At 62.0% G+C, this 23,213-nt stretch carries 18 protein-coding genes; 12 read left to right on the top strand and 6 right to left on the bottom strand.

The window, feature by feature from the left end; genetic code table 11:
• The first annotated feature begins 46 nt into the window (after positions 1 to 46).
• The 8 genes from ACP146_RS08605 (at position 47) to rpmG (ending at position 11,519) form a co-directional block, all read left to right on the top strand.
• Positions 47 to 1,036 carry an aspartate carbamoyltransferase catalytic subunit gene (locus ACP146_RS08605; RefSeq protein ID WP_422366343.1) on the top strand — a complete coding sequence of 330 codons (990 nt, stop codon included), beginning with the start codon at positions 47 to 49 and terminating at the stop codon, positions 1,034 to 1,036.
• A complete protein-coding gene (gene pyrC / locus ACP146_RS08600) occupies positions 1,033 to 2,337 on the top strand; it encodes a dihydroorotase (protein ID WP_422366342.1) in 1,305 nt (434 codons plus the stop codon). Before ACP146_RS08605 ends, pyrC begins: the two co-directional genes overlap by 4 nt.
• Before the next feature lie 14 nt (positions 2,338 to 2,351).
• Positions 2,352 to 2,978 carry a glycerol-3-phosphate 1-O-acyltransferase PlsY gene (gene plsY / locus ACP146_RS08595; protein ID WP_422366341.1) on the top strand — a complete coding sequence of 209 codons (627 nt, stop codon included), beginning with the start codon at positions 2,352 to 2,354 and terminating at the stop codon, positions 2,976 to 2,978.
• Between the two features lie 69 nt (positions 2,979 to 3,047).
• Positions 3,048 to 4,202 (top strand): DNA-processing protein DprA, encoded by a 1,155-nt coding sequence (gene dprA / locus ACP146_RS08590; protein WP_422366340.1) that lies wholly within the window; start codon positions 3,048 to 3,050, stop codon positions 4,200 to 4,202.
• Positions 4,203 to 4,309: 107 nt separating this feature from the next.
• Positions 4,310 to 7,009 (top strand): type I DNA topoisomerase, encoded by a 2,700-nt coding sequence (gene topA / locus ACP146_RS08585; RefSeq protein ID WP_422366339.1) that lies wholly within the window; start codon positions 4,310 to 4,312, stop codon positions 7,007 to 7,009.
• A 2-nt stretch (positions 7,010 to 7,011) separates the two neighbouring features.
• Positions 7,012 to 9,441, top strand: a complete 2,430-nt coding sequence (gene rnr, locus ACP146_RS08580) for a ribonuclease R (RefSeq protein ID WP_422366338.1) — start codon at positions 7,012 to 7,014, stop codon at positions 9,439 to 9,441.
• A gap of 198 nt (positions 9,442 to 9,639) precedes the next feature.
• A complete protein-coding gene (locus ACP146_RS08575) occupies positions 9,640 to 11,226 on the top strand; it encodes a S41 family peptidase (RefSeq protein WP_422366337.1) in 1,587 nt (528 codons plus the stop codon).
• Between the two features lie 125 nt (positions 11,227 to 11,351).
• The gene (gene rpmG, locus ACP146_RS08570) at positions 11,352 to 11,519 is read left to right on the top strand and encodes a 50S ribosomal protein L33 (protein ID WP_422366336.1); all 168 of its coding nucleotides are present in this window, start codon (positions 11,352 to 11,354) and stop codon (positions 11,517 to 11,519) included.
• A gap of 56 nt (positions 11,520 to 11,575) precedes the next feature.
• On the opposite strand, the gene ACP146_RS08565 is transcribed toward rpmG, so the two are convergent.
• Positions 11,576 to 12,991: a PleD family two-component system response regulator gene (locus tag ACP146_RS08565; RefSeq protein WP_422366335.1), complete on the bottom strand. Its 1,416-nt coding sequence runs from the start codon at positions 12,989 to 12,991 to the stop codon at positions 11,576 to 11,578.
• Positions 12,992 to 13,013: 22 nt separating this feature from the next.
• A complete protein-coding gene (locus ACP146_RS08560; RefSeq protein WP_422366334.1) occupies positions 13,014 to 13,415 on the bottom strand; it encodes a response regulator in 402 nt (133 codons plus the stop codon).
• A gap of 217 nt (positions 13,416 to 13,632) precedes the next feature.
• Between ACP146_RS08560 and ACP146_RS08555 the strand changes: the two genes are divergently transcribed.
• Both ACP146_RS08555 and ACP146_RS08550 read left to right on the top strand, forming a co-directional pair.
• A complete protein-coding gene (locus ACP146_RS08555; protein WP_422366333.1) occupies positions 13,633 to 14,562 on the top strand; it encodes an ROK family protein in 930 nt (309 codons plus the stop codon).
• A 3-nt stretch (positions 14,563 to 14,565) separates the two neighbouring features.
• On the top strand, positions 14,566 to 15,981 hold the full coding sequence (locus ACP146_RS08550; RefSeq protein ID WP_422366332.1) for a DNA polymerase IV: 1,416 nt from the start codon (positions 14,566 to 14,568) through the stop codon (positions 15,979 to 15,981).
• 5 nt (positions 15,982 to 15,986) lie between these two features.
• Here ACP146_RS08550 and ACP146_RS08545 read toward each other — a convergent pair whose 3' ends face one another.
• Entirely contained in the window at positions 15,987 to 16,802 is an 816-nt protein-coding gene (locus ACP146_RS08545) for an EipB family protein (RefSeq protein ID WP_422366331.1), read from the bottom strand.
• Positions 16,803 to 17,079: 277 nt separating this feature from the next.
• Between ACP146_RS08545 and ACP146_RS08540 the strand changes: the two genes are divergently transcribed.
• On the top strand, positions 17,080 to 17,796 hold the full coding sequence (locus tag ACP146_RS08540) for a GGDEF domain-containing protein (protein WP_422366330.1): 717 nt from the start codon (positions 17,080 to 17,082) through the stop codon (positions 17,794 to 17,796).
• Positions 17,797 to 17,875: 79 nt separating this feature from the next.
• Positions 17,876 to 18,349 (top strand): DUF6505 family protein, encoded by a 474-nt coding sequence (locus ACP146_RS08535; RefSeq protein ID WP_422366329.1) that lies wholly within the window; start codon positions 17,876 to 17,878, stop codon positions 18,347 to 18,349.
• An 18-nt stretch (positions 18,350 to 18,367) separates the two neighbouring features.
• Here ACP146_RS08535 and ACP146_RS08530 read toward each other — a convergent pair whose 3' ends face one another.
• From ACP146_RS08530 to ACP146_RS08520, 3 genes are all read right to left on the bottom strand, one after another.
• Entirely contained in the window at positions 18,368 to 20,596 is a 2,229-nt protein-coding gene (locus ACP146_RS08530; RefSeq protein ID WP_422366328.1) for a methyl-accepting chemotaxis protein, read from the bottom strand.
• Between the two features lie 88 nt (positions 20,597 to 20,684).
• Complete coding sequence (locus tag ACP146_RS08525; RefSeq protein ID WP_422366327.1) at positions 20,685 to 21,866, bottom strand: ABC transporter substrate-binding protein; 1,182 nt, start codon at positions 21,864 to 21,866, stop codon at positions 20,685 to 20,687.
• 337 nt (positions 21,867 to 22,203) lie between these two features.
• On the bottom strand, positions 22,204 to 23,190 hold the full coding sequence (locus ACP146_RS08520) for an agmatine deiminase family protein (protein ID WP_422366326.1): 987 nt from the start codon (positions 23,188 to 23,190) through the stop codon (positions 22,204 to 22,206).
• Positions 23,191 to 23,213: the final 23 nt, after the last annotated feature.

Below are 23,213 nucleotides of genomic sequence, written 5' to 3'. Positions count from 1 at the left end.
AGAGCCGCTTGCCCAAGCACAAGGCCGGTGTCATAACACCGCTTTAATGACCTCAGCACACAGCACGACGGCCCTCGGCGGCTATCGGCACCGGCACCTTCTCGGCATCGAGGGGCTGACGGCGCCCGAGATTTTATCCCTCCTTGACCTTTCAGACGGCTACGTCGACCTGAACCGCGGCAGCGACAAGAAAAAAGACCTCTTGGTCGGTCGCACCGTAATCAATCTTTTCTTCGAGAATTCAACGCGTACACGGACGTCTTTCGAGCTGGCCGCGAAGCGTTTGGGCGCTGATGTGATCAACATGTCGGTGGCATGGTCGTCGATTAAAAAAGGCGAGACCCTGATCGACACCGCGATGACCCTGAATGCCATGCACCCCGATGTCCTGGTGGTCCGGCATCCGGACTCAGGCGCCGTCCAGCTGCTGTCGGAAAAGGTCAATTGCGCGGTGATCAACGGCGGCGACGGCAGCCATGAGCACCCGACCCAGGCCCTGCTCGACGCCCTCACCATCCGCCGCCGCCTGGGAACCCTGGAGGGCTTGCTGGTGGCGATCTGCGGGGACATCACCCACAGCCGGGTCGCGCGCTCCAACATTCACCTTTTGAATACCCTCGGCGCCCGGGTCCGTCTCATCGCCCCGCCCACCCTGATGCCCGGGCAGGTCGAACGTCTGGGGGTCGAGACCTTCCACGACATGCGCAAAGGGCTTGAGGGCTGCGACATCGTCATGATGCTGCGGCTTCAGACCGAGCGCATGCAGGGCAGCTACGTCCCTTCTACCCGGGAGTACTATCACTTCTTCGGCCTTAATCAGGAGAAGCTCCAGGCGGCCAAGCCCAATGCCTTGATCATGCATCCAGGGCCGATGAACCGCGGCGTCGAGATCGACAGCGACCTGGCAGACGACATCAACCGTTCGGTCATTCGCGAACAGGTGGAGATGGGCGTGGCCGTGCGCATGGCCTGCCTCGAAACCCTGAACCGCAATCTGATAGCGGCAAACGCCGCGCAGGAGCAGATGGCCCAATGACGCGACTGCCTGCCAAACACCGCACCGCCTACATCAACGCCCGGCTGCTGGACCCCGCCTCGGGCCTCGACGCGCCGGGTGCGCTCTTGGCCGAAGACGGCCGTATCAGCGACATAGGGCCCCAGCTTTTTGCTGATGGTGTTCCGGAGGGAATTCAGACCGTGGACTGCGCCAAGGCCTGCCTGGCGCCCGGCCTGGTCGACATGCGGGTTCACATCCGCGAGCCCGGCGAGGAGCAAAAGGAGACCATGGGCAGCGCCGGCCGCGCCGCGGCCGCGGGCGGTGTCACCTCGGTGGTCGCCCTACCCAATACCGATCCCGTGATCGACGATGTCGCCGGTGTGGAATACATCGCTCGGCGCGCCCGAGAGGAAAAACGGGTCAAGGTCTACACCTATGCCGCCGTGACGAAGGGCACCGAAGGACGTGAGCTGACCGAACTGGGGATGCTCGGCGAGTACGGCGCCGTCGCCTTTACCGATGGCACCAAGGCTGTCGCCTCCGCCCAGGTCATGCGCCGCGCCCTCTCCTACGCCAAAACCTTCGGCCACCTGATCGTACAGCACCCTGAAGAACCGAGCCTCGCCGGCGGGGCGATGAACGGCGGCGAGATGGCCACCCGGCTCGGCCTGCCCGGCATCCCCTCGGTAGCGGAGGTCATGATGGTCGAGCGCGATCTGCGCCTGGTCGAGCTGACCGGCGGCCGCTATCACGTCGCGCACGTCTCGACCGCGGCAACCGTTGACGTGATCCGCCGTGCCAAGGCCCGCGGCCTCAACGTGACCTGCGACACGGCCCCGCACTATCTGACGCTGAACGAGATAGCCGTCGGCGACTATCGGACCTTCGCCAAGGTCTCTCCCCCGCTCCGCGGCGAGGACGACCGCCGCGCCGTGATGGAGGGCCTGATCGACGGCACCATCGACGCCATCGCCAGCGACCATGCTCCTCACGATCAGGAATCAAAACGTCTGCCTTTCGCCATCGCGGAGCCCGGGATCGTCGGCCTGGAAACCCTGCTGCCGCTGTCGCTGCAGCTCTTCCACTCGGAAAAGATCGACCTGCTCGATCTGCTCGGCCGCATCACCGCGAAGCCAGCCGATATTCTCGGCCTCAAGGCCGGACATCTGACCAAGGGCAGCCCGGCTGACCTTCTGATTTTCGACCTCAACAAAGCCGGGAAGATCGACCCAGATCTATTTGAAAGTAAATCGAAAAATACTCCATTTGAAGGTCTGCCCGTACAAGGCCGCGTGCGTCGCACCGTGGTCGACGGGCGCAGCCTCTTCGAAGCGGCCTGAGCGGACAACAGGCTATGCCCGATCCGATATCCTGGGAATTCGCCTGGCCCTATTTGGCAGCCGCCCTCGCCGGCGGTTACCTGCTGGGCTCCCTGCCCTTCGGTTTGGTTCTCACCCGTCTCGCCGGGCTCGGCGACGTCCGCAGTATCGGCTCCGGCAACATCGGCGCCACCAATGTTCTGCGCACCGGGCGCAAAGGTCTGGCCGCCGCTACCCTGCTGCTGGATGCCGGCAAGGGCGTCGCCGCGGTTTTGATTGCACAGTTCTGGGGACCGGACATGGCCTTGGTTGCCGCTCTCGGCGCGGTGGTCGGACACCTCTTTCCCGTCTGGCTGGGCTTCAAGGGCGGCAAGGGCGTCGCAACGGCACTGGGCGTTTTCCTGGCTCTTTCCTTTCCCATAGGCGCCACCTGCTGCGGCATCTGGCTGCTGGTCGCTCTGATCTTTCGGATGTCCTCCCTCTCCTCGCTGGCCTCGGTTGCTGCAGCCCCCCTGCTCTCCTGGTTTGTGTTGGCCGACCTGCAGATGGTGGAACTGACAGCCGCAATTGCGGTCCTTGTCTGGTGGCGCCACCATCCCAACATCCGCCGGCTGCTGAAGGGCGAAGAGCCGAAAATCGGCGGCGGCAAAGCATCGTCCTGACAGACACAAGAGCGGTAAGAGTTCGGGAAAGCCTTGACCTCCCTCTCTGCTCGTGACGATCTTAGCGCGATGCAGAACGAGACTGCTAAACCTCTGAGCGACAGAGAACGGCTTGACTGGCTTCGCCTGATCCGGTCGGAAAACGTCGGCCCGGTTGTCTTCAGGCAACTCTTGCAACGTTTCGGCACGCCGGGCGCGGCTTTGGCGGAATTGCCTGCTCTGGCGGGCCGAGGCGGCGCCCGGCGGCGCATACGCTTGTGCACAAACGAGCAAGCCGAAGCCGAGATGACCGCCGCCCGAAAGGCGGGCGTGAGACTTCTTGCTCTCTGCGAACCCGACTATCCAGCGCTGCTCCGTAGCATCGACGATGCGCCGCCGGTGGTGGCCGTGCTCGGCGATCCAGCCGTCCTTTCGCTGCCGGCTGTCGGTATCGTCGGCGCCCGCAATGCCTCGGCCAACGGCCGCCGCTTCGCCGAGACCCTGGCCCGGGAACTCTCAGAGACCGGATTCGCCGTCGTGTCCGGCATGGCCCGCGGAATCGACACAGCAGCCCACAAGGGAAGCCTTGCCCATGCCAGCGTCGCTGTCCTCGCCGGTGGCGCTGACATCATCTATCCGCCGGAAAACGCAGACCTCCATAACAACCTTCAGCAGGCCGGGGCGATCATTTCGGAGATGCCGCTCGGCACAACGCCTCAGGCACGTCACTTTCCGCGGCGCAACCGCCTGATCTCCGGCCTCTGCCTCGGCATCGTTGTCGTCGAGGCCGCACGGCGCTCCGGCTCGCTCATCACTGCGCGCTTTGCGGCGGAACAGGGCCGGGACGTCTTTGCGGTCCCGGGCTTCCCTCTCGATCCAAGGGCCGCCGGCTGCAACCACCTGATTCGGGAGGGCGCCACCCTTATTGAGTCGGCAGCCCAGGTCCTCGAGGATCTGGGCAGGTTTGCCCACAGACCGCTCAACCTGCCCGAGGAACCTCCAAGCCCGGAGGCGGTCCCGGCCCAGCCCTCGGAACATTCGAACCCCGACGAAAACATGTACCGTGACGTCGAAGGTCTTCTCGGCGCCGAACCCTTGATGGTGGACGACCTGATCCGGCGTTCGGGCCTGCCGGTGGCGACGATCCACAGCATTCTGCTGGACCTGGAACTGGCCGGACGGATCGAACGCCATCCGGGAAACCGCGTTGCGCGGCTTTACAAAGCACCCGCGAACCCATTATGACGACGGGCTTCCTTGACCGACCGGCGCCGCGTGACACCTTGGTGGCATATCCGTTTCGCCGTCACTAATTAGGAAGATCGTAAGGAACTGTTCGAATCATCCGCACTATGAACGTCGTTGTCGTCGAATCGCCTGCCAAGGCGAAAACCATCAACAAGTACCTGGGCCAGGACTATCACGTCCTGGCAAGCTACGGACATGTCCGCGATCTGCCCGCCAAAGACGGTTCGGTGCGACCGGACGAAGACTTTTCGATGAGCTGGCAGGTCGACGAGCGAGGCGAAAAGCGTCTCAGCGAAATCGCCGATGCGGTTAAGAACAGCAAACACCTGTACCTCGCCACTGACCCGGACCGTGAAGGCGAAGCGATTTCCTGGCACATCGTCGATGAACTGCGCCGGCGCAACGTTCTGGAAGGCGTCGGCGTCGAACGCGTGGTCTTCAACGAGATTACCAAGAAGGCAATCGTCGAGGCCTTCAAGCATCCACGCAGCCTCAATCAGGAACTGATCGACGCCTACATGGCGCGCCGCGCGCTCGACTACCTCGTCGGCTTTACGCTTTCGCCGGTACTGTGGCGCAAGCTGCCCGGCAGCCGCTCGGCGGGCAGGGTCCAGTCGGTTGCCTTGCGCCTTATCTCTGAGCGCGAGGCGGAGATCGAGGTCTTCAAGCCGCGCGAGTACTGGTCCATCGATGTCAATCTGACGAATGCCGAAGGCTCCCCCTTCACGGCGCGGCTCACGCATCTTGCCGGCGAGAAGCTCGACAAGTTCGGCTTGCCCGACGAGGCAACGGCAAAGGCCGCGGCCCGGAAACTGGAGGCGGCGGCGCGTTGTTCGGTCGCCTCAGTCGAACGCAAGCAGACCAAGCGCAACCCCTATCCGCCCTTCACCACCTCGACTCTGCAGCAGGAAGCTTCCCGCAAGTTGGGATTCGGGGCGACCCGTACGATGCGGGTTGCCCAAAAACTCTACGAGGGTATCGACCTGGGCGGCGAGACGGTCGGCCTCATCACCTATATGCGTACCGACGGCGTCACCATGGCGCAGGAAGCCCTCGACGGCACCCGCTCGCTGATTTCCGCCGACTACGGCGATCCCTATCTGCCTTCCGCACCGCGCCAGTATAAGTCGAAGCAGAAGAATGCGCAGGAAGCGCATGAGGCGATCCGGCCGACCGATCTCTTCCGCAGACCCAAGGATATGGGCGCCTATCTCGACGATGACGGCCGCCGGCTCTATGAGCTGATCTGGAACCGCACGGTGGCAAGCCAGATGGCGAGCGCAGAGCTGGACCAGGTGGCGGTGGACATCGACGTCGACAGCGGCGTTGCTCAGCTCCGCGCCACCGGCTCCATCGTCACCTTCGACGGTTTCCTGACCCTTTACCAGGAAAGCCGGGACGACAAGGGCAGTGACGGCGACGGTGAGGCCGACAAGCCGGGGGACCGCCGTCTGCCGAAGCTGAACGAAGGCGATGCCGTCGACCGCAAGGACGTTCTGCCCGAACAGCATTTCACCCAGCCGCCGCCGCGCTACACCGAGGCCAGTCTGGTCAAGAAGATGGAAGAGCTCGGTATCGGCCGGCCCTCCACCTATGCCTCCATCCTGCAGGTGCTTCAGGACCGCAACTATGTCCGCCTCGAAAAGCGCCGCTTCACACCCGAAGACCGTGGCCGCCTTGTCGTCGCCTTCCTGTCCAGTTTCTTTGAGCGCTACGTTCAGTACAACTTCACCGCCGAGATGGAGGAGAAACTCGACGACATCTCTGGCGGCAGGATCGACTGGCGCCTCGTGCTTCGGGATTTCTGGTCGGCCTTCAGCACGGCGATCGAAGGCGCCTCCGGTCTTTCGATCACCCAGGTGATCGACGCCCTGGATGAAGATCTTGGGCCGCACTTTTTTCCAAGTGATCCCGAGGATCCGTCGAAGAACCCGCGTGCCTGCCCGTCCTGCAAAGAAGGGCGGCTTGGCCTCCGCCTCGGCCGCAACGGCGGCTTCATCGGCTGCTCGAACTACCCGGACTGCCGCTTCACCCGGCCGCTGGCGGTTCCCGGCGATGAAGACGAAACCGACGGTGTCGATCTGTCCAACCCGAAACTCCTGGGCGAAGATCCGCAGAGCAATCTGCCGATCACCATGCGCAAGGGACCCTTCGGCATCTACCTTCAGGTCGGCGAGCCGGACGGTGACACCAAGCCCAAGCGCGCCTCGCTGCCCAAGGGTCTTTCGCCGGCGGAAGTTGATCTGCCGAAGGCTCTGGCCTTGCTCGCCCTGCCCCGTGACGTCGGCCCCCATCCCGAGGACGGCAAGGTTATCACGGCGGGAATCGGACGCTACGGCCCTTATGTAAAGCACGGCTCGACCTATCGCTCCCTGACCGAAGGCGACGACGTTCTGACCATCGGCCTCAACCGCGCCGTCACCTTGATCGCCGAAGCGCCGAAACGCGGCGCAGCGGGACGACCGCTAGGCGATCATCCTGACGACGGCAAACCGGTTACGCAGGGCAAAGGACGCTTTGGTCCTTACGTGAAGCATCTGAAGCTCTACGCCTCGGTGCCCTCGGACATCGATCCGGAGACCATCACCCTGGAGCAGGCGCTGCCCCTGCTCGCGGCGCAGGCCGAAAAGAAGGCGCAGAAGGCCGGCAAGAAACCGGCAGCGAAGAAGAAAACGGCGAAAAAGAAGGCGGCCAAGAAAAAGCCTGCTGCAAAGAAGAAAGCCGCGAAGAAGCCTGCGAAGAAGGCGGCCAAAAAGCCAGCGGCGAAGAAGAAGAAAGCCGTCGCCCCGACGGCTGCCGACTGACCTTGCCGCGCAGCAAGGGCCCCTCCGGGAAGCCCCGCTCCGCCGTCTTCCCCACCAAAGAACAGGTCCTCGCTTTCATCAACGAAAGCGCCGAACCTGTTGGCAAGCGCGAGATCGCGCGGGCCTTTCGGATCAAAGGCAACGACCGCATCCGTCTGAAAGCGCTGCTGAAGGATCTGGAGCGTGAAGGCCTCCTCAACCGCAAACCACAGCGCCGTCTGGCGCCGCCAGGTCACCTGCCGAATGTCCTGGTCGTCGAAATCTCGGGCATTGATGAGGACGGCGAACTCCTCGCCCGGCCGACGGTCTGGGATGAAGAAAAGGCGCCACCGGCGATCTACATGGCGCCCGAGCGCAGCAGCCGCTCGGCCCTTGCGGTTGGCGAGCGGGTGCTGGCGCGCCTGAAAAAAACGGACGACGGCAGCTACGAGGCCCAGGTCATTCGCAAGCTCGACCGTCCGCAGCGCCGCGTTCTCGGAGTCTATGAGCTGGGCAGCGAAGGCGGAAGACTGCGCCCCACCGATAAACGAGCCAAAAGCGAGTTCATCCTCAACAAAGACAATGCCGACGGTGCGACTCCAGGCGAGCTGGTGCTGGCTGAAGTTCTGCCCGAACGGCGCGGCAGATCACGCCTGGGCCTGCGTTCGGTGCGGGTGCTACAACGCCTTGGCCGTGGTGACGATCCGAAGGCGCTGAGCCTGATCACCCTGCACGAACACGGCCTGATCAGCGAGTTCCCCGCAGCGGCCGTCACCGAAGCCGAGGCAGCAGGCCCGGCAAAACCAGGCAAACGCGAAGACCTGCGCGGCATACCGCTGGTCACAATCGACGGGGCAGACGCGCGCGACTTCGACGATGCCGTCTTTGCCGAGGCCGACGGAGACCCGAAGAACGCCGGCGGCTGGCATCTCCTGGTCGCGATCGCCGACGTTGCCCACTACGTCAAACCGGACAGCGCTCTGGATCGCTCGGCCTATGCCCGTGGGAACTCCGTCTACTTTCCTGACCGCGTGCTGCCGATGCTGCCGGAGGCGCTTTCCAACGGCTGGTGCTCGCTCAATCCCAAAGAAGAGCGGCCCTGCATGGCGGTCCATCTCTGGATCGATAAGGACGGCCGACTGCTGCGCCAACGCTTTGTCCGCGGACTGATGCGCTCTGCCGCGCGGCTGACCTACGAAGAGGTTCAGGCCGCCCGTGACGGCCGCCCCGGCGATACTGAACGGGGCAACGAGGCCGTTCTGGAAGCGGTACTGCCGCCGCTCTACGGGGCTTTCGATTCGCTGCTGCGCGGCAGGGCCAAGCGGGGCACCCTCGAACTCGACCTGCCGGAACGCAAGATCCGCCTCGCCGACAATGGCGAGGTGATCGGTATCGATGCACGCGAACGGCTGGACAGTCATCGCCTGATCGAGGAGTTCATGATCACGGCCAACGTAGCCGCGGCCAGAGAGCTGGAGCGCCTCGGACAACCCTGCATGTACCGTGTACACGACAGACCGGACCCGGTTCGCTTGAAAGCGCTGGCCGAGGTGCTTGAAGGTCTGGGCCTTCGCCTCAACATGTCCCAGGTCGTCCAACCGCGCATGCTGACCCAAATCCTGACCAAGGCCGCCGACAAGCCCGAAGCCAGCCTAGTCAATGACCTTATTCTGCGGTCCCAGAGCCAGGCGATCTACAGTCCGGAGAACATCGGACACTTTGGCCTAGCCCTTACCCACTACGCCCATTTCACCTCGCCGATCCGGCGCTATGCGGATCTGATGGTACACAGGGCTTTGATCAGCGGCCTGAAGCTCGGTAAGGACGGGCTGCCGGCCGGCAGTGAGACGACCTTCGACGAGACCGCCTCCCACATCAGCACCACGGAGCGCAGCGCCGCAGCCGCGGAACGCGATGCGGTCGACCGCTTTACCGCGGCCTACCTGAAGGACCAGGTCGGCGTGACCTTCTCCGGGCGGATCAACGGGGTCACCCGCTTCGGGCTTTTTGTGACCTTGGACGAGAGCGGCGCCGACGGCCTCATTCCCATCAGCACGTTACCGGACGACTTCTACCATCACGTCGAGGCGCGCCACAGCCTGGAGGGTCAGCGCTGGGGCCGGGTCTACCGTCTCGGCGACCGGCTCAGAGTCCGCCTGCTGGAAGCGGAACCCATGACCGGCGGCCTGATCCTGTCCCTGATCGAGCCAAGTAAAGACGAACCGGAGGAAAATACAGAAACCCGGAACACACGCACAGGTAGATACCGCAACGAAACCTCGTCCGGGCCCGGAAACGCGACCCGAAAAATGCCACAAAGCTCCCGCAAAAAGGGGAAGTCGACCGGAAAGAGCAAGAAACGCGTCAAATCCGGCTCCGGGAAGAGGCCCGGAAGCGGGCGGCGCGGCGGCTCATCCGGCACAAGGACACCCAGGGGTCGAAAGGATCGGTAGAGGATTATTACTCGTACGTTAACGAATCTTTGACGCTGTCGGGTGCCTAATAAAGGGAATTTCGGGTCCGATTTCTCTGACGACTACCGAATTTGTGCTTTGCACGAAGTTAACGACTTCGTTTATTGTTTGGTCCAAGGGGTGTAACGGGGGTTCCTAAGGGTGGCAATGAGGTTTGCGTCCTACGAGACGGTAGAAATGAAGGTTCTGGATGTTCGCGGCCTGCTTCGCCGGGCCGGTCCTCTCTGCCTTGCATTTCTCATGGTTGCCTGCGCCTCGCAGGACAGCGCCCCGCCCCTCGGCTACGACGAGGCGCGTGCAGAGCGGTTGTTCAGCACCGGCTATCAGGACGTATCCGACATCTTTATCGAAGAGGTTTCGGTATCCCAACTGGCAATCGCCGGTATGGGCAGCCTTGCCAGCATCGATCCGGCCATTGGTGTGGAACAGGACGGTGACCTTTTGCGGGTCAGTGTCGACGGCGCCGCCATGGCCAGCTATCCGATGCCCGATCCCAACGACGCCAAGGGATGGGGTGCCCTGACCGCGGCGACGATCAGCGCCAGCCGCTACCATTCCGACGACCTGGACACCGCCGAGCCTGAGCAGCTCTACGAGGTGGTCTTCGACGGCGTGCTCGGAGAGTTGGACAGCTTTTCGCGCTATGCGGGGCGTGAGGCGGCGCGGGAAAACCGCGCCAGCCGTGACGGCTTCGGCGGGATCGGCATTCGCATCCGCCTTATCGAAGAAGGGGTGCTGGTTCTCTCGGTGATGGAAAACACCCCTGCGGAGAAAGCCGGCCTGACCAGCGACGACGTGATCACCCTGATCGATGGCTCGAGTGTGGACGGCCTCTCCCAACGTGAGGTGGTTCGGCGCCTTCGCGGCCCGGTGCGCACCAAGGTAAATCTCACCGTCGATCGCGAAGCAAACGATTCACCGCTCGCCATCGCTGTCACACGATCGCACATCGTACCGCAGACGGTGAGCTACCGCCGCGAAGGCAATCTCGCCTACATCCGCCTTTCCGGCTTCAACCAGCGCACCACGGATACCTTGAAGCAGAAGGTCAAGTTGGCCCAGAACGAGATCGGCGACGAGCTGGAGGGCTTCATTCTCGATCTTCGCGGCAACCCCGGCGGGCTGCTCGATCAGGCCGTTGAGGTTTCAAAACTGTTCATCACTCAGGGCCGCATCGTCTCCACTCACGGCCGCCACCCTGACAGCCATCAGTACTTCAGCGCCTCAAATGACGACGTGTCCAAGGGATCGCCCATGGTCGTCCTGGTGGACGGCGCCTCGGCTTCCGCCGCGGAAATCGTTGCGGCAGCGCTTCAGGATTCAGGCCGTGCCGTTGTCGTCGGCAGCAGTTCTTATGGCAAGGGAACCGTGCAGACGGTCCTGCGGCTTCCCAATCAGGGTGAACTGACGCTCACCTGGGCGCGCTTTCACGCCCCTTCGGGCTATGCTCTTCATCGGCGTGGCGTGTTGCCGGACATCTGCACCACCGGCGAGGTTAACTCCGTCGAAGATGTCCTCTCGCTGATCCGGACCGGCGCCCTGCCCCTGGCTGGTGACCTGAGACGCCGCGATATCGATACCAATGACGATCAGGCCATCGAATCACTCAGGGCCAACTGTCCGATGCGCGATGAGGAGGCCGAAATCGACCTACAAGTCGCCACCCGCCTGCTTCATGATCCGGGCCTCTTTGCCCGCGCCCTTCAGGGCCCTCCCGACACGGCGGAGGTATCCATCGACCTGCGGGCAGCCTCGGGCGGCTAATTGAAATAGGCTTTTATTCCTTAATCCGAGGAAAGCGCGAGACGCTACCCGGCGAGGCTTGACAGACCGCCAAAGCAAAGTATTTTCGCCGCAACCTCAGTCAGTTCAGTCAAAGGACAGCGGATATGGCCAAGCCAGCGACGCAGTTGATCAAGATGGTGAGTACCGCGGACACCGGCTATTTCTATGTGGCCAAGAAGAACCCGCGTACCCTTACCGAGAAGCTCGAGTTCCGGAAGTACGATCCCGTAGCCCGCAAGCACGTGATCTTCAAGGAAAGCAAAATGAAGTGATCCGAGCCTGTCTTGGATACTGAAAACGGCCGCCCTTGAGGCGGCCGTTTTGCTATTCAGTCACTGCCGACAGAGGCCGAGCGCGAATTGCGGCGGCGAATTTCGGAAGAAACGACCTGGTTTCGCCCGGCCGCCTTGGCGCCATAGAGCGCCTCATCGGCACTGGCAATCAGCGTCTCCGGTGTTTCGGTCGGATCCCGTGTCGTCGCCACCCCCACCGAGATGGTCACTTCCAGCGCCATGTTGTCTTCGCCGATCATGAAAGGCTTCTCGGACACCACGCTGCGAACGCGTTCGGCTACATTGACCGCCATGTCCAACTCGGCATCGGGCATCACAATGACGAATTCCTCGCCACCGTAGCGGCAGACCAGATCGAGATCGCGCACGCTGCGACTCACGCGCTTGGCCAGTTCTTTGAGGACTTCGTCGCCTGCCCCGTGGCCATGGGTGTCGTTTACGCTCTTGAAATGATCAAGGTCGAACATCAAGACCGACACCGGCTTCACCGTTTCGGCAATCTCCATGATCTTGCGATCAAGATGGGCGTTCATGTAGCGCCGATTGTAGACCCCGGTCAGGGTATCGGTGTAAGCCATGGCGACCGAGCTGCGCAGCATGTCGCGCAGCTTGTCATGATAGCGCCGGCGCCGGATCTGGGTGCGCGTGCGGGCCCGCAGTTCGTTGCGGTCGATCGGCTTGATCACGTAGTCGGTAACGCCGATCTCCAGGCCCTTGGGCAGGCGCGGCAGATCCTCTTCGTCCAGCAGCAGCAGGATCGGCACATGGCGGGTCTCGTCCTGGGACCGGATCTGCGAACAGAGCCGCAGACCGTCCTCTTCGCCCAGATGCAGGCTGACGATCAGGAGATCATAGTCGCTGGCCTGTGATGCAGTCAGGGCCTCGTCGACGGTTTTAACGTGCTCGGTGCTATGGCCGTCCTCGGCCAGATAGTCGGCGACCTTACTGGCGAGCGTCGGGCTGGCGTCGGCCAAAAGGATCTTGGCATCGACAATCGCCTCCGCGGTATCCACGCCGCTTTCCGCCAAAACCTCGTCGCCGCCGCTCGCCGCCTGACGGACTCTCAGCTCATCCATCATCAGCTTGAGGCGGGCCAGGGAGCGAACACGGGCAAAAAGGGCAATGTCGTTGACCGGCTTGGTCAGGAAATCGTCAGCCCCGGCCTCCAACCCGCGAACGCGATCGGAAACGTCGCTCAGCGCGGTAATCATCACCAGCGGTATATGGCTTGTTTGCGGGTCGGCCTTCAGGCGCTCGCAGAGCTCAAAGCCGTCCATCCCCGGCATCATCACGTCACTGAGGATGAGGTCGGGCGCTTCGCTGCGGGCAAGTTCTAATGCGGAGGGGCCGTCCGATGCCGTCAGAACGTCGAAGTACTCGGCCGAAAGCTTGACCTCGAGCAGCTTCACATTTGCTGGGATATCGTCGACGACCAGTATACGCGCGGTCATGGTCGGCTGTACGTTACGGCGGCTAGCTCAGGAACCGCTCAACCGTCTCCAGGAAATTGGCGACGGATATCGGCTTGGCGATGTAGGCCTCACAGCCGCCCTCGCGAATCTTCTCTTCGTCACCCTTCATGGCGAAGGCGGTCACGGCGACTACGGGGATGGCCTTCAGATTGTCGTCTTCCTTGATCCACTTGGTCACCTCCAGCCCCGAAACTTCCGGCAGCTGGATATCCATCAAAATCAGATCGGGGCGGTGCTCGCGCGCCAGGCGCAGTGCTTCCATGCCATCTTTGGTCTGGAGAATGTTGTATCCATGCGCCTCCAGCAGGTCGTGAAAGAGCTTCATGTTGAGCTCGTTGTCCTCCACGATCAGTACGGTCTTGGCCACACCTTCGCTGGCTGCGGTATTCGTTCCATTCATCATGTTATTTGCCCTGCCCGATGGCACTTATGATAAGGAGGCACTGTCCGTAAGGAAGACGGTACCGACAAGTCCTTCGAAAACGGCGGAGTACCTCAGAGAGACACCTGACCACCGACCTCGCCGTATAGATAGAGCGATAAAGTTAATTTTTGGTAAGCTTTGGATAAACTACTTTCTGTAGCTCCGGCGACCAAGTGGCAAAATAGGTAAAGATCTCATGCAGATCGGGGTTGATCTTGGCGGCACCAAAATTGAAGCGATCGCCTTGGCCAGTGATGGCGACACATTAATTCGCCGCCGTGTCGCAACGCCTCGCCAGGACTACGGCGCGACCATCACCGCTATTTCCGATCTCATCAAAGACATTGAATCGGAGCTGGGAATTCGCGGCAGCGTCGGGATCGGCATTCCGGGCGCCTTCTCTGCAGCCACCGGTTTAGTGAAGAACTCAAATTCTACCTGGCTTCTCGACAGGCCGCTCGACCGCGATCTCGCCGGGCTCCTGGAACGGCCGCTGCGGATCACCAACGATGCCAACTGCATGACCGTTTCGGAGGCCAGCAATGGCGCCGCCGCCGGCGCCTCGGTGGTATTTGGCGTCATCATCGGTACCGGCGTCGGGGGTGGAATCGCGATCAACGGTCGTCCGCATATCGGCCGCAATGCCATTGCCGGTGAGTGGGGACACAGTTCCCTGCCCTGGCCGGAGCCGGATGAACAGGCGGGAAATCCCTGTTACTGCGGTAAGCGGGACTGCGTGGAGACCTTTCTTTCCGGACCCGGGCTGGCAAGAGACTATGCAGCCCTGAGCGGCATCAAAACGACGGCTGCGGAGGTCGCCGAGCGGGCCGAGGCCAGCGAATCAAAGGCCTGTCTGGCGCTGGAGCGCTATGAAAACCGCCTCGCCCGCGGCCTTGCGGCTGTCATCAACGTGTTGGACCCGGATGTTATCGTCCTGGCCGGCGGGGTTTCCAATATCGAACGCCTTTACCGCAATGTCCCTGAGCTTCTGCCCCGGTTCGTCTTCTCAGATCAGGTTACCACCCCGATCGTCAAAGCGACTCACGGTGATTCCAGCGGTGTCTTCGGTGCAGCACAGCTATGGCGCCCGGAGGAACTGCCCCAGGCGCTGGCAGACTGGAGGTGATGCGTGCCTGCCGTTTGCCGGGATTGCCTGGAGGTCTTCGAGGACCGGCGTCGACAAGCCTCATCCACTGAAACACCGGACGCCGGCCGGGGCGCAGACGCGATAGGCACCGGCGGATCCGACAGATGCCCCCGCTGTCACGGCCCGCGTCTGATTCATCATCCCGAGCTGGACAGCCTCGCCATCGCCCATATTGATTGCGACGCCTTCTACGCCAGTGTCGAAAAACGCGACCGGCCCGACCTGAGAGACAAACCCGTTATCGTCGGCGGCGGACGGCGCGGAGTGGTTGCCGCCGCCTGCTATGTCGCGCGCATGTACGGCGTGCATTCTGCCATGCCCATGTTCAAAGCCCTGAAGGCCTGCCCGGATGCGGTGGTGATCCGCCCGGACATGGCCAAGTACAGCACAATCGGCAAGGAAATCCGCGAACGCATGCGGGCGCTGACACCGCTGGTCGAACCGATCTCCATCGACGAAGCCTTCCTGGATCTGACCGGCACCGAGAAGCTGCACAAAGGTTGGCCGGCGCGCAGCCTTGCAGCCTTGGTGAAGAGCATTGAAGACGACCTGGGCCTTACCGCCTCAATTGGACTTTCCTTCAACAAGTTCCTTGCAAAGATCGCATCGGACCTGGATAAGCCGCGGGGCTTTGCCGTTATCGGCCAAGCAGAGGCTCGTGACTTCCTGGCGGCCCAACCCGTCAGCATTATCTGGGGGGTCGGCAAGTCCTTGCGCGCTTCCCTCGCCCGCGACGGCATCACCCTTGTCCGCCACCTTCTGCCCTTCGAAGAGGCGGCCCTGGTCGCCCGCTACGGCCGGATCGGAAAGCGGCTGTATCACTTTGCACGCGCGCAGGATGACAGAACCGTGGTCTCCCAGGGGCAGACCAAAAGCATCTCTTCCGAGACCACCTTCAACACCGATATCTCGAAGGCCGACCGTCTCCTCGAGACACTCTGGCCGCTCTGCGAAAAGGTCGCGCGGCGCCTGAAACGCGCTTCCCTGGCCGGTGGAGCCGTGCAGTTGAAACTCAAAACCGCCGAGTTCAAACTGATTTCCCGGTCGCGAAAGCTGTCCAGCGCGACGCAAATGGCCGAAGAAATCTACCGCGTTGCCGAACCGCTTCTGCGCCAGGAAGCGGATGGCAAGGCCTTTCGGCTAATCGGCGTCGGCGCGGCGGATCTCACGGCAAGCGACGAGGCGGATCTGCCGGACCTTCTGGACCCCGCCCGAAACAAGCGCGTGAAAATCGAAATGGCGATGGATCAGGTGCGCGACAAGCTGGGCGAGGATTCGATTGTCAAAGGCCGGACGCTAAAAGTTGCGTCGAAGGATCGCCCGGCGGCGAAAAACTCTTCGCCAAAGGACCAGGTGGCCGGCAAAGCAGCATCGGACTCGAAGGGCGCCAAGAGCTGATCGGCTCAGCAATCGGGAACCGGCAGGGCCTCCACGCGGTTCAGATCGGCATTCAGAATGAAGTCACCGTAGTTCAGGCGCATCTCGTCGACGACACCATTGGCGAAGAGCCTCAACCCCTGCTCCTGTTCTGGTTCGGCGTTGGACTCATCGATACCGAAGAAGGCAAGATTGAACCGCCAGGAAGGTACCTGGGCGATCAGAGGGCTCGCAATCTGGGTACGCGCTCCGGCGGGAAGACTGCGGGAAAGGGCCGCGGAAACACCGAACAGGCCTTCGTCGCCCGAGCCGTCAAAGACCAGGCGCCAGAGCGGACTCTCCGCCGCCCCTGCGCCGGCCAGCACATCGATGGTGTGCTGCGTCGGGAACAGCGTGCCGGCCGGCAAAGCGATCTCGCGGACTTCTGGTTCTGAGAAGGTGGCGCGGCCGGTGCCATCGGCGCCCAGGGTCGCTTCTCCGCGCACTCTTTCGATCTCGTTGCCGCCACTGAAGCGCCTGATGAAGAAGCGGTACCTCTTACCGTCTTTTGACTCCCAGGACGACAAGGTCCAACCGAAATCCGCCAAGAGTCCATCCTCATAGGCCATCCGAACCCGGAACCGTTGCTGGACGACCCAGCCATCGCAGGCATCGGACCATTCAAAGTCGAGACGGCCCTGCGCCTGGATGACAGGGCTGGAGCTGTCGATGTCGCCGAGGGTGAGGTGATAGGCCGCCCGGTGCGGCAGCAGGTCGGCCGCCGGGCCGGGCCCCGCTGCGGCTGCGGGAAGACTGAAAGAAGCGGCAAGAGCCACCCCGGCAATCCCGTTTAGAACCTTCATGATTAGTTTTCCAGCTATCACTGCTGCCCCTGCAATCGAATTCCTCAGTAGAGCTAAGTGTTTGCAATTCTCTTAAATATCAAGGCGTTCGGCAAAATGCGCCTGCTGTTTCACCCACTGGGGGAAACTGGGCTGACCGGCAGGTTTCTCCTGATAGTCGGCAGTTTTTGCCGCTGCCAACCCCAAGGCAGCGGCATAACGCCCTGAAAAATCAACCTATTGCCTTGGCCCGACGCTTGCAAGGAAGGTTATGGGGAGTTTCGCCGCCGGAGTAGAGATGACAATGGTTCCGGGCCTCTTGGACGGCCTCAAGATCGACAAGCTGATCGCTCAGGACAGTCTGCCGCAGCTTTGTTCTGCGGCCGACCGCCTGCGGCGCATGGCGCACGAACTGCCGGACACCTTGGGGCCGGCAGCCCTTGATCTTCTCGATGATTTGCTCGCTTCCGCCGCTGAAGCCGAGCAATCCATGGCACTTCAGCGCGCCCGGATCCGCTATCTGGAGTCCCTTTCCGTAACCGATGAACTGACCACCCTGCTCAACCGCCGCGGATTCGAGGCCGAGCTCTCCCGCGCCCTGGCGAGAGCCCGCCGCCTGCCGGAAACCGGCCTGTTGCTGCTCTGTGACCTCAATCATTTCAAGGCGGTCAACGACAGCTACGGGCACCAGGCCGGCGACGCCATACTGCGCGCCGTCGCGCAGGCCTTGAAAAACAATACGCGAGAGAGCGACTATGTCGCCCGGGTCGGCGGAGACGAATTTGCCGTGATCATGACCCACACGCCCAACCAGGAGAGTGCGTTTCTGGCCGACAAACTCTCGACGCTGATCAACGCCCTTCAGGTGCCCTGGCAACAGACGACCCTGCCTGTTTCCGCCAGCTTCGGCATGGCTGAGTATGATCGCGACAGTCGGCCCGAAACCCTGATCTTCCTCGCCGATCAAAACCTCTATCGCAACAAGAGGCCACGCCTTATCCCTGCCGAGGCCTGAAAACGCCAGCATCACACGGTCCGCGGAAAGGCTGCCGAAGTCTCTCGGAATACGGCGGTGGCTGCGGTAGAATGGCTTTATGCGTCTTCCTCGTGCCATCCGCCTCGACCGCTCTGATCTCGATATCTTCGAAAGCCCTTGTCAGGAGGGCGAATGGGCCGTGCCCGGAACCTTTGCTTTCGCCGACATAGATCCCGAGACGGTTGACCGAAAACAGCGCCTTGCCTTCGGGTCAGCCTGGCTGGGTATTGAGAGCTTCGGCTTCACGACACTGGTCGAGATTGCCGAGATCGATGAAGCCGGCTTTTTCAGGGCCGTCGAACAGCTCGCCCAGCACTTGGTAACCCGCTATGGCGCACCCAATCTCGCGGCAGCCCTACCTGCTGCCCGGGCTGAACTGGATGACGCAGCAAGCCTCGGCGATCACAAGCTTGGAACACTGCTGGCCATCGCACGGGAGATGACTGACGAGGGCATCAAGGAGCGCGTGCGGGTCATCAAGCCAGAGCGCGCAAAAGACCACGCCAAGATCTGGAGCTTCACTGACGAATGAGCCGTGTCGCGGCTCTGGTCAGGCGCTGCGGACCTTCTCGAGGAACTGACCGACCTGCGTCTTCAGCTCCCCTGCCTGCTCCACAAGCGTGCTCGAAGCGCCGAGCATCTTTTGCGCCGAGTCCCCCGTGTGACCGATCGCTTCATGAACGCTTGATATGTTGCTGCCCGCCGTCTGCGCGCCGGAAGCGGCTTCTTGCACGTTGCGCGATATCTCCTTGGTCGCTGCGGACTGTTCCTCCACTGCAGAGGCGATGGCAGCGCCGATCTGATCGATCTCGGAGACCGTTGTCGTAATCTCCCGGATCGCGCCGACGGCATCCCGCGTCGCACCTTGGATGTTCGTGATCTGCTCGGCTATGTCTTCCGTCGCCTTGGCGGTCTGGGTCGCGAGCTGCTTGACCTCGCTCGCCACCACAGCAAATCCCTTGCCGGCCTCTCCAGCCCGGGCCGCCTCGATGGTTGCATTCAAGGCCAGCAGATTGGTTTGCTCGGCAATGTCGGTTATCAGCCGCACGACCTCACCAATCTTCTGGGCCGCCTGATCAAGGCCCTCGACCTGGGTATTGGTTTCCTGTCCCTTGGCCACCGCCTTGGCGGCAACCTTGGACGACTGGTTCACCTGACGGCCAATTTCCTGAATCGAGGAAGCAAGCTCTTCTGCTGCGGAAGCCACGGTCTGCACATTGGTCGAGGCCTGCTGCGCAGCCGCAGCCGCGGCATCCGCCTGCGTTTTGGCATCGTCAGCCGTACTGGCGACACCCTTGGAAGAGCTGCGCATTTCGCCCGAGGCCGTGGAAACAGATTCGACAACGCCAAGCACAGACGCTTCGAAGCTGTCAGCCAGCGCCAGCATGGCGGAGCGCCGTTCCTTGGCCGCAGTCTCGCGTTCCTTTTCGACCTTGGTATTGGCGACCTCAACCTCGGCCAGACCGTTGCGGAAGACCACCAACGTCTTGGCCATCTCGGCAATCTCGTCGCTACCGGTCACGGCCACATCGGCCTTCAGGTCGCCGCCTGCAATCTCGCGCATGGCCGCGACGACGGCGCTCAGGCGGGTTACCAGGTTGCGGCCGACATAAAGCCAGGCGATTGCCAGGGAGAAGACGAGGCTGATCGCCGCTATCACCGCAAGCCAGAGCTTGCCGTTGGCAATCGCCGACTCCGATGAGCCCGTGCCCTGATTGAGTTCGCTCTCCGCAAGGGCCACTAAGGAGTTGACCTGCCCGGCAAGTTGCGCCGTCAGGTCTCGGCTGGTCTTCAGAACCTTGTCCGCATGACCCGCCGCGCCCAGTTCAGCAGCCCGAAGGGTAAAGACGTTTACTTCACCCGCACCCAGAGCAACCAGACTGCCGATCAGAAACCCGAGGGCTTCCGACTGATCGCTCTCCGGAACCTGTTGAAGGCTTTCACCGAGCGTCGCAGCAGCAGCGTTGAAACGCTCCGTCAAGGGCTGCAGGCGGCTTGCATCGTTGGTGTTTGCCGCGTCGCGCAGGATGCCATCCAGAAGATTCGACTGGGATTCAATCTGCAGGACCGCACGCAGCGATGTGACGCCACTGTCGAAGAGCTCGGTGACGGCATCGCCACCGATAAGAGAAGCATCGTCGGCCTGAATCACCAGGTCGAAGTTCAGGTCATCAACCAAGGGAACGGTGATGGCCAGGACTTCCTCGTGAACACTGGCAATCTCCTGAACCTTGGCTTCGCGGGCAGCGCGGGCTTTGAGCATCTCGCCCACGGCTGTATCCAACAGTTCAAGGTTGGCAATCGCCTCCCCCGTCAGACCCTCGATCGCCGTCAATTGATCCGAAGAACCCAACCGGGATCGCAGCGATTCAAGCGTCGTGTTCAATTCAGTCTTCTTTTCCTGAAGCACCGCGTTGCGCTCCGCACGCTCGGCATCATCCTTGGCCGTTACCAGGGCGGGTGCCTCGGCCGACAGGACGGCACTGATGGTGGAAAGTCTCAGCGCCTCAGTCATCGCCGGCACACTGCGATCCGTCATCTGTTGGAATACATTGCCGACATTGGAAAACAACAGAAACGCGATGGCGCTGGCGGCAAAGGTCAGGGCGACTACGGCCCCAAAAGCGCTGAAAAGCCGTGCCCTTATTCCGGCGAAACGATGAAAGAACTGGGTAATTCCGGCTTTCCTGCGACCCTTTGCTGCATGATCGTCTGTAACCGGCGCTTCGCTCTGCTCCGCTTCGGGCACGCCCACAACCGAGCCCTGTACTTCATCCATCGAACTTATCCCAATCCGACAAAACTGATCCCCGAGGGGTTCTTCGGATACGGGGGATGCCCAAGAGAGACATCCCCCGCAACACTGCTTAGCTGGAACCGCCGAGGCGCTGAACCGCCTTGAAGGATCCATCAGCCTGAATGATGGAAAGGAACACCTTGTCCATGCCCTGGTTGTCACCCGGGCCGTAGTTCAATGTGACACCGCCAAGGTCGAAGCTGCCGGTATCGGAAACCGCCTTCAGGAAGGACTCACGGGTCAGTTCACCCTGGGCATTTTCCAATGCCATGATCGCAATGCGGCCGACCATGTAGCCTTCGAGCGAAACGAAACCCGGCTCGGCAGACGCGTCATGCGCCTTCATTGCCGCCTGGTACTGCTGAACCAACGGGATCGAGTTGTCCCAGGGGAACGGCACGACCTGAGTGATCACCACGCCTTCACCGTCCTTGCCCAGCTCCTTGGCCAAAGCCTTGGATCCGACGAAGGAGATGTTGACGAAGGTTGCGTTCACCTTGGTCTTGCGGGCGAGCTTGATGAACTCTGCGATCGGCTTGTAGGCGCCGACCATCACCACAGCCTGCGGATCGGCCTTGCGGATGGCAAGCAGCGCCGACTTCACCGCCGTCGTGTTACGCTTGTAAGTGCCTTCGGCGACCAGGGAGAGGCCGCGCTTCTCAAGCGCCTTGTTGACGCCGGCAAGGCCGACACGCCCGAAGGAGTCATCTTGGTAGAGGATCGCGATGCGATCGTAGCCCAGATCTTCGGTCAGATGCTTGATCCAGGCTTCGGTTTCCTGGCCATAGGTGCCGCGCACGTTGATCACATTGGTCAGCGCAGCGTCACGCAGGAAGCCGGCACCCGTGAACGGACCGACGAAAGGCACCGCATTCTCCGTCGCGATCGGTTGCGTCGCTTTGGAGGTCGGTGTGCCGACCGCGCCGATCAGGCCAAAAACCTGATCCTGATTGATCAGATTCTGAACGTTGCTGATGGCCCGCTCCGGCTCGTAGCCATCGTCGTAGCTTTTCAGCTCCAGCTGGCGCCCCGCCACACCGCCGTTGCGGTTGGCCTCGGCAAAAGCGGCCAGGATACCTTCGCGCATGCCGACGCCAAGGGCGGCCGCCGGGCCGTCCAGAGCGGCCGACTGGCCGAAGGTGATGGTGGTGTCGGTGACGCCGACCTCGGCGTTTGCCGCGTAAGTTGCGTTAAAGGCGAGCGCCAGAGCTACAGTCGGCAGCAGCGCGCGCTGAAAAAGACGATTTCCCATGATCCCCAAGATCCCTTCTAATCAGAATATTTATGCCCGCTTTCCAAGGCTCTCAGATGATTCTGAGGGATTGGCGCAGGCTTGCCTGGGCTATAGAAGGAGGGAATGAAGTAACCGTTAATTCTATTATTCGGCTATTCTTCTATTCTACTTTGAGTAGTCAGATTGTTTGGTTGCTGCCCAATGAATCGGACAGGAAGGCAGCGGAAGGTCTGGCCATCACCAAGAGAGCAGGACCAAGAACCTAGCGCCTGCCCGCTCATTCGCGGAAATACGATTGATAACCGGAATGGCCTCTTTGATGCGGTTCCGGAACCAAGACGCCCGCTTCAGTATGTCACGGGCGCGGTTGTTGCTGGGTAATGCAGTGAATGCCGCCACCACCGACGAGGACATCGCTGACGGGAACCTGAACCACCCTGCGGCCCGGAAAGGCCCGTTCCAGGATCACCCGCGCGGCTTCGTCCTGGCTATCGCCGAAGGACGGCATCACGACGCCGCCGTTGGCGATGTAGTAGTTCACATAAGACAAAGCCAACCGCTGGGACCCCAGATAGCGCCGTTCGCGCGGCAGCGGCAGTTCGATAACCTCCAGCGTTCTTCCGCGCGCATCCTTGGCCTTGTTCAGACGCGCCAGGTTATCCTTCAGAATGTGATGATTGGCATCCGCGGGATCGTCGCAGACGACGGTCATCACCACGCCGGGGCGCACGAAGCAGGCAATGTTGTCAACATGGCCGTCCGTGTCGTCGTCCTCCAACCCGTGCCCCAGCCACACGAAAGCTTTAACCCCCAGATAGCGCCGCAGCAGGTCTTCGATATCCGCACGGCCGAGGTCGGGATTGCGGTTCGGCGCCAGCAGGCACTCCTCGCTGGTGAGCAGTGTCCCTTCGCCATCCACATGGATAGAACCGCCCTCCAGAACCAAAGGCGCTGAAAAGCGCTGAATTCCGATATCGACGAGCAGCCTTTCAGCCAGAGCGGCATCGCGGTCGTAGGGATGAAACTTCTCGCCCCAGGCATTGAACCGCCAATCGACACCGGCGATGCCCCCCTGCCCGTCGATCACGAAGCTCGGGCCGAAGTCGCGCATCCAGGAATCGTCCAATGGCATCGCCCGGCAATCGACCTCTGTGCCGCAGAGCGTGGCCGCAGCGGAGAGGTCCTCTGCGTTGGCCAGCATGGTCACCGCTTCGAAGCCTGCGATGGCCCGGGCAACGGCGGCATAGGCCCGCCGTGCCGGCTCCAGCCCATCACCCCAGAGCGCGTCCCGGCAGGGCCAGGCCATCCAGCAACGCTCATGGGGAGCCCACTCCGCAGGCATGAAAAAGCCGTGCTCCCTGGGAA

The organism is Pelagibius sp. (genome assembly GCF_965249265.1).
Lineage (GTDB): Bacteria > Pseudomonadota > Alphaproteobacteria > Kiloniellales > Kiloniellaceae > Pelagibius.
This window is presented reverse-complemented; position numbering and strand designations above follow the sequence as displayed.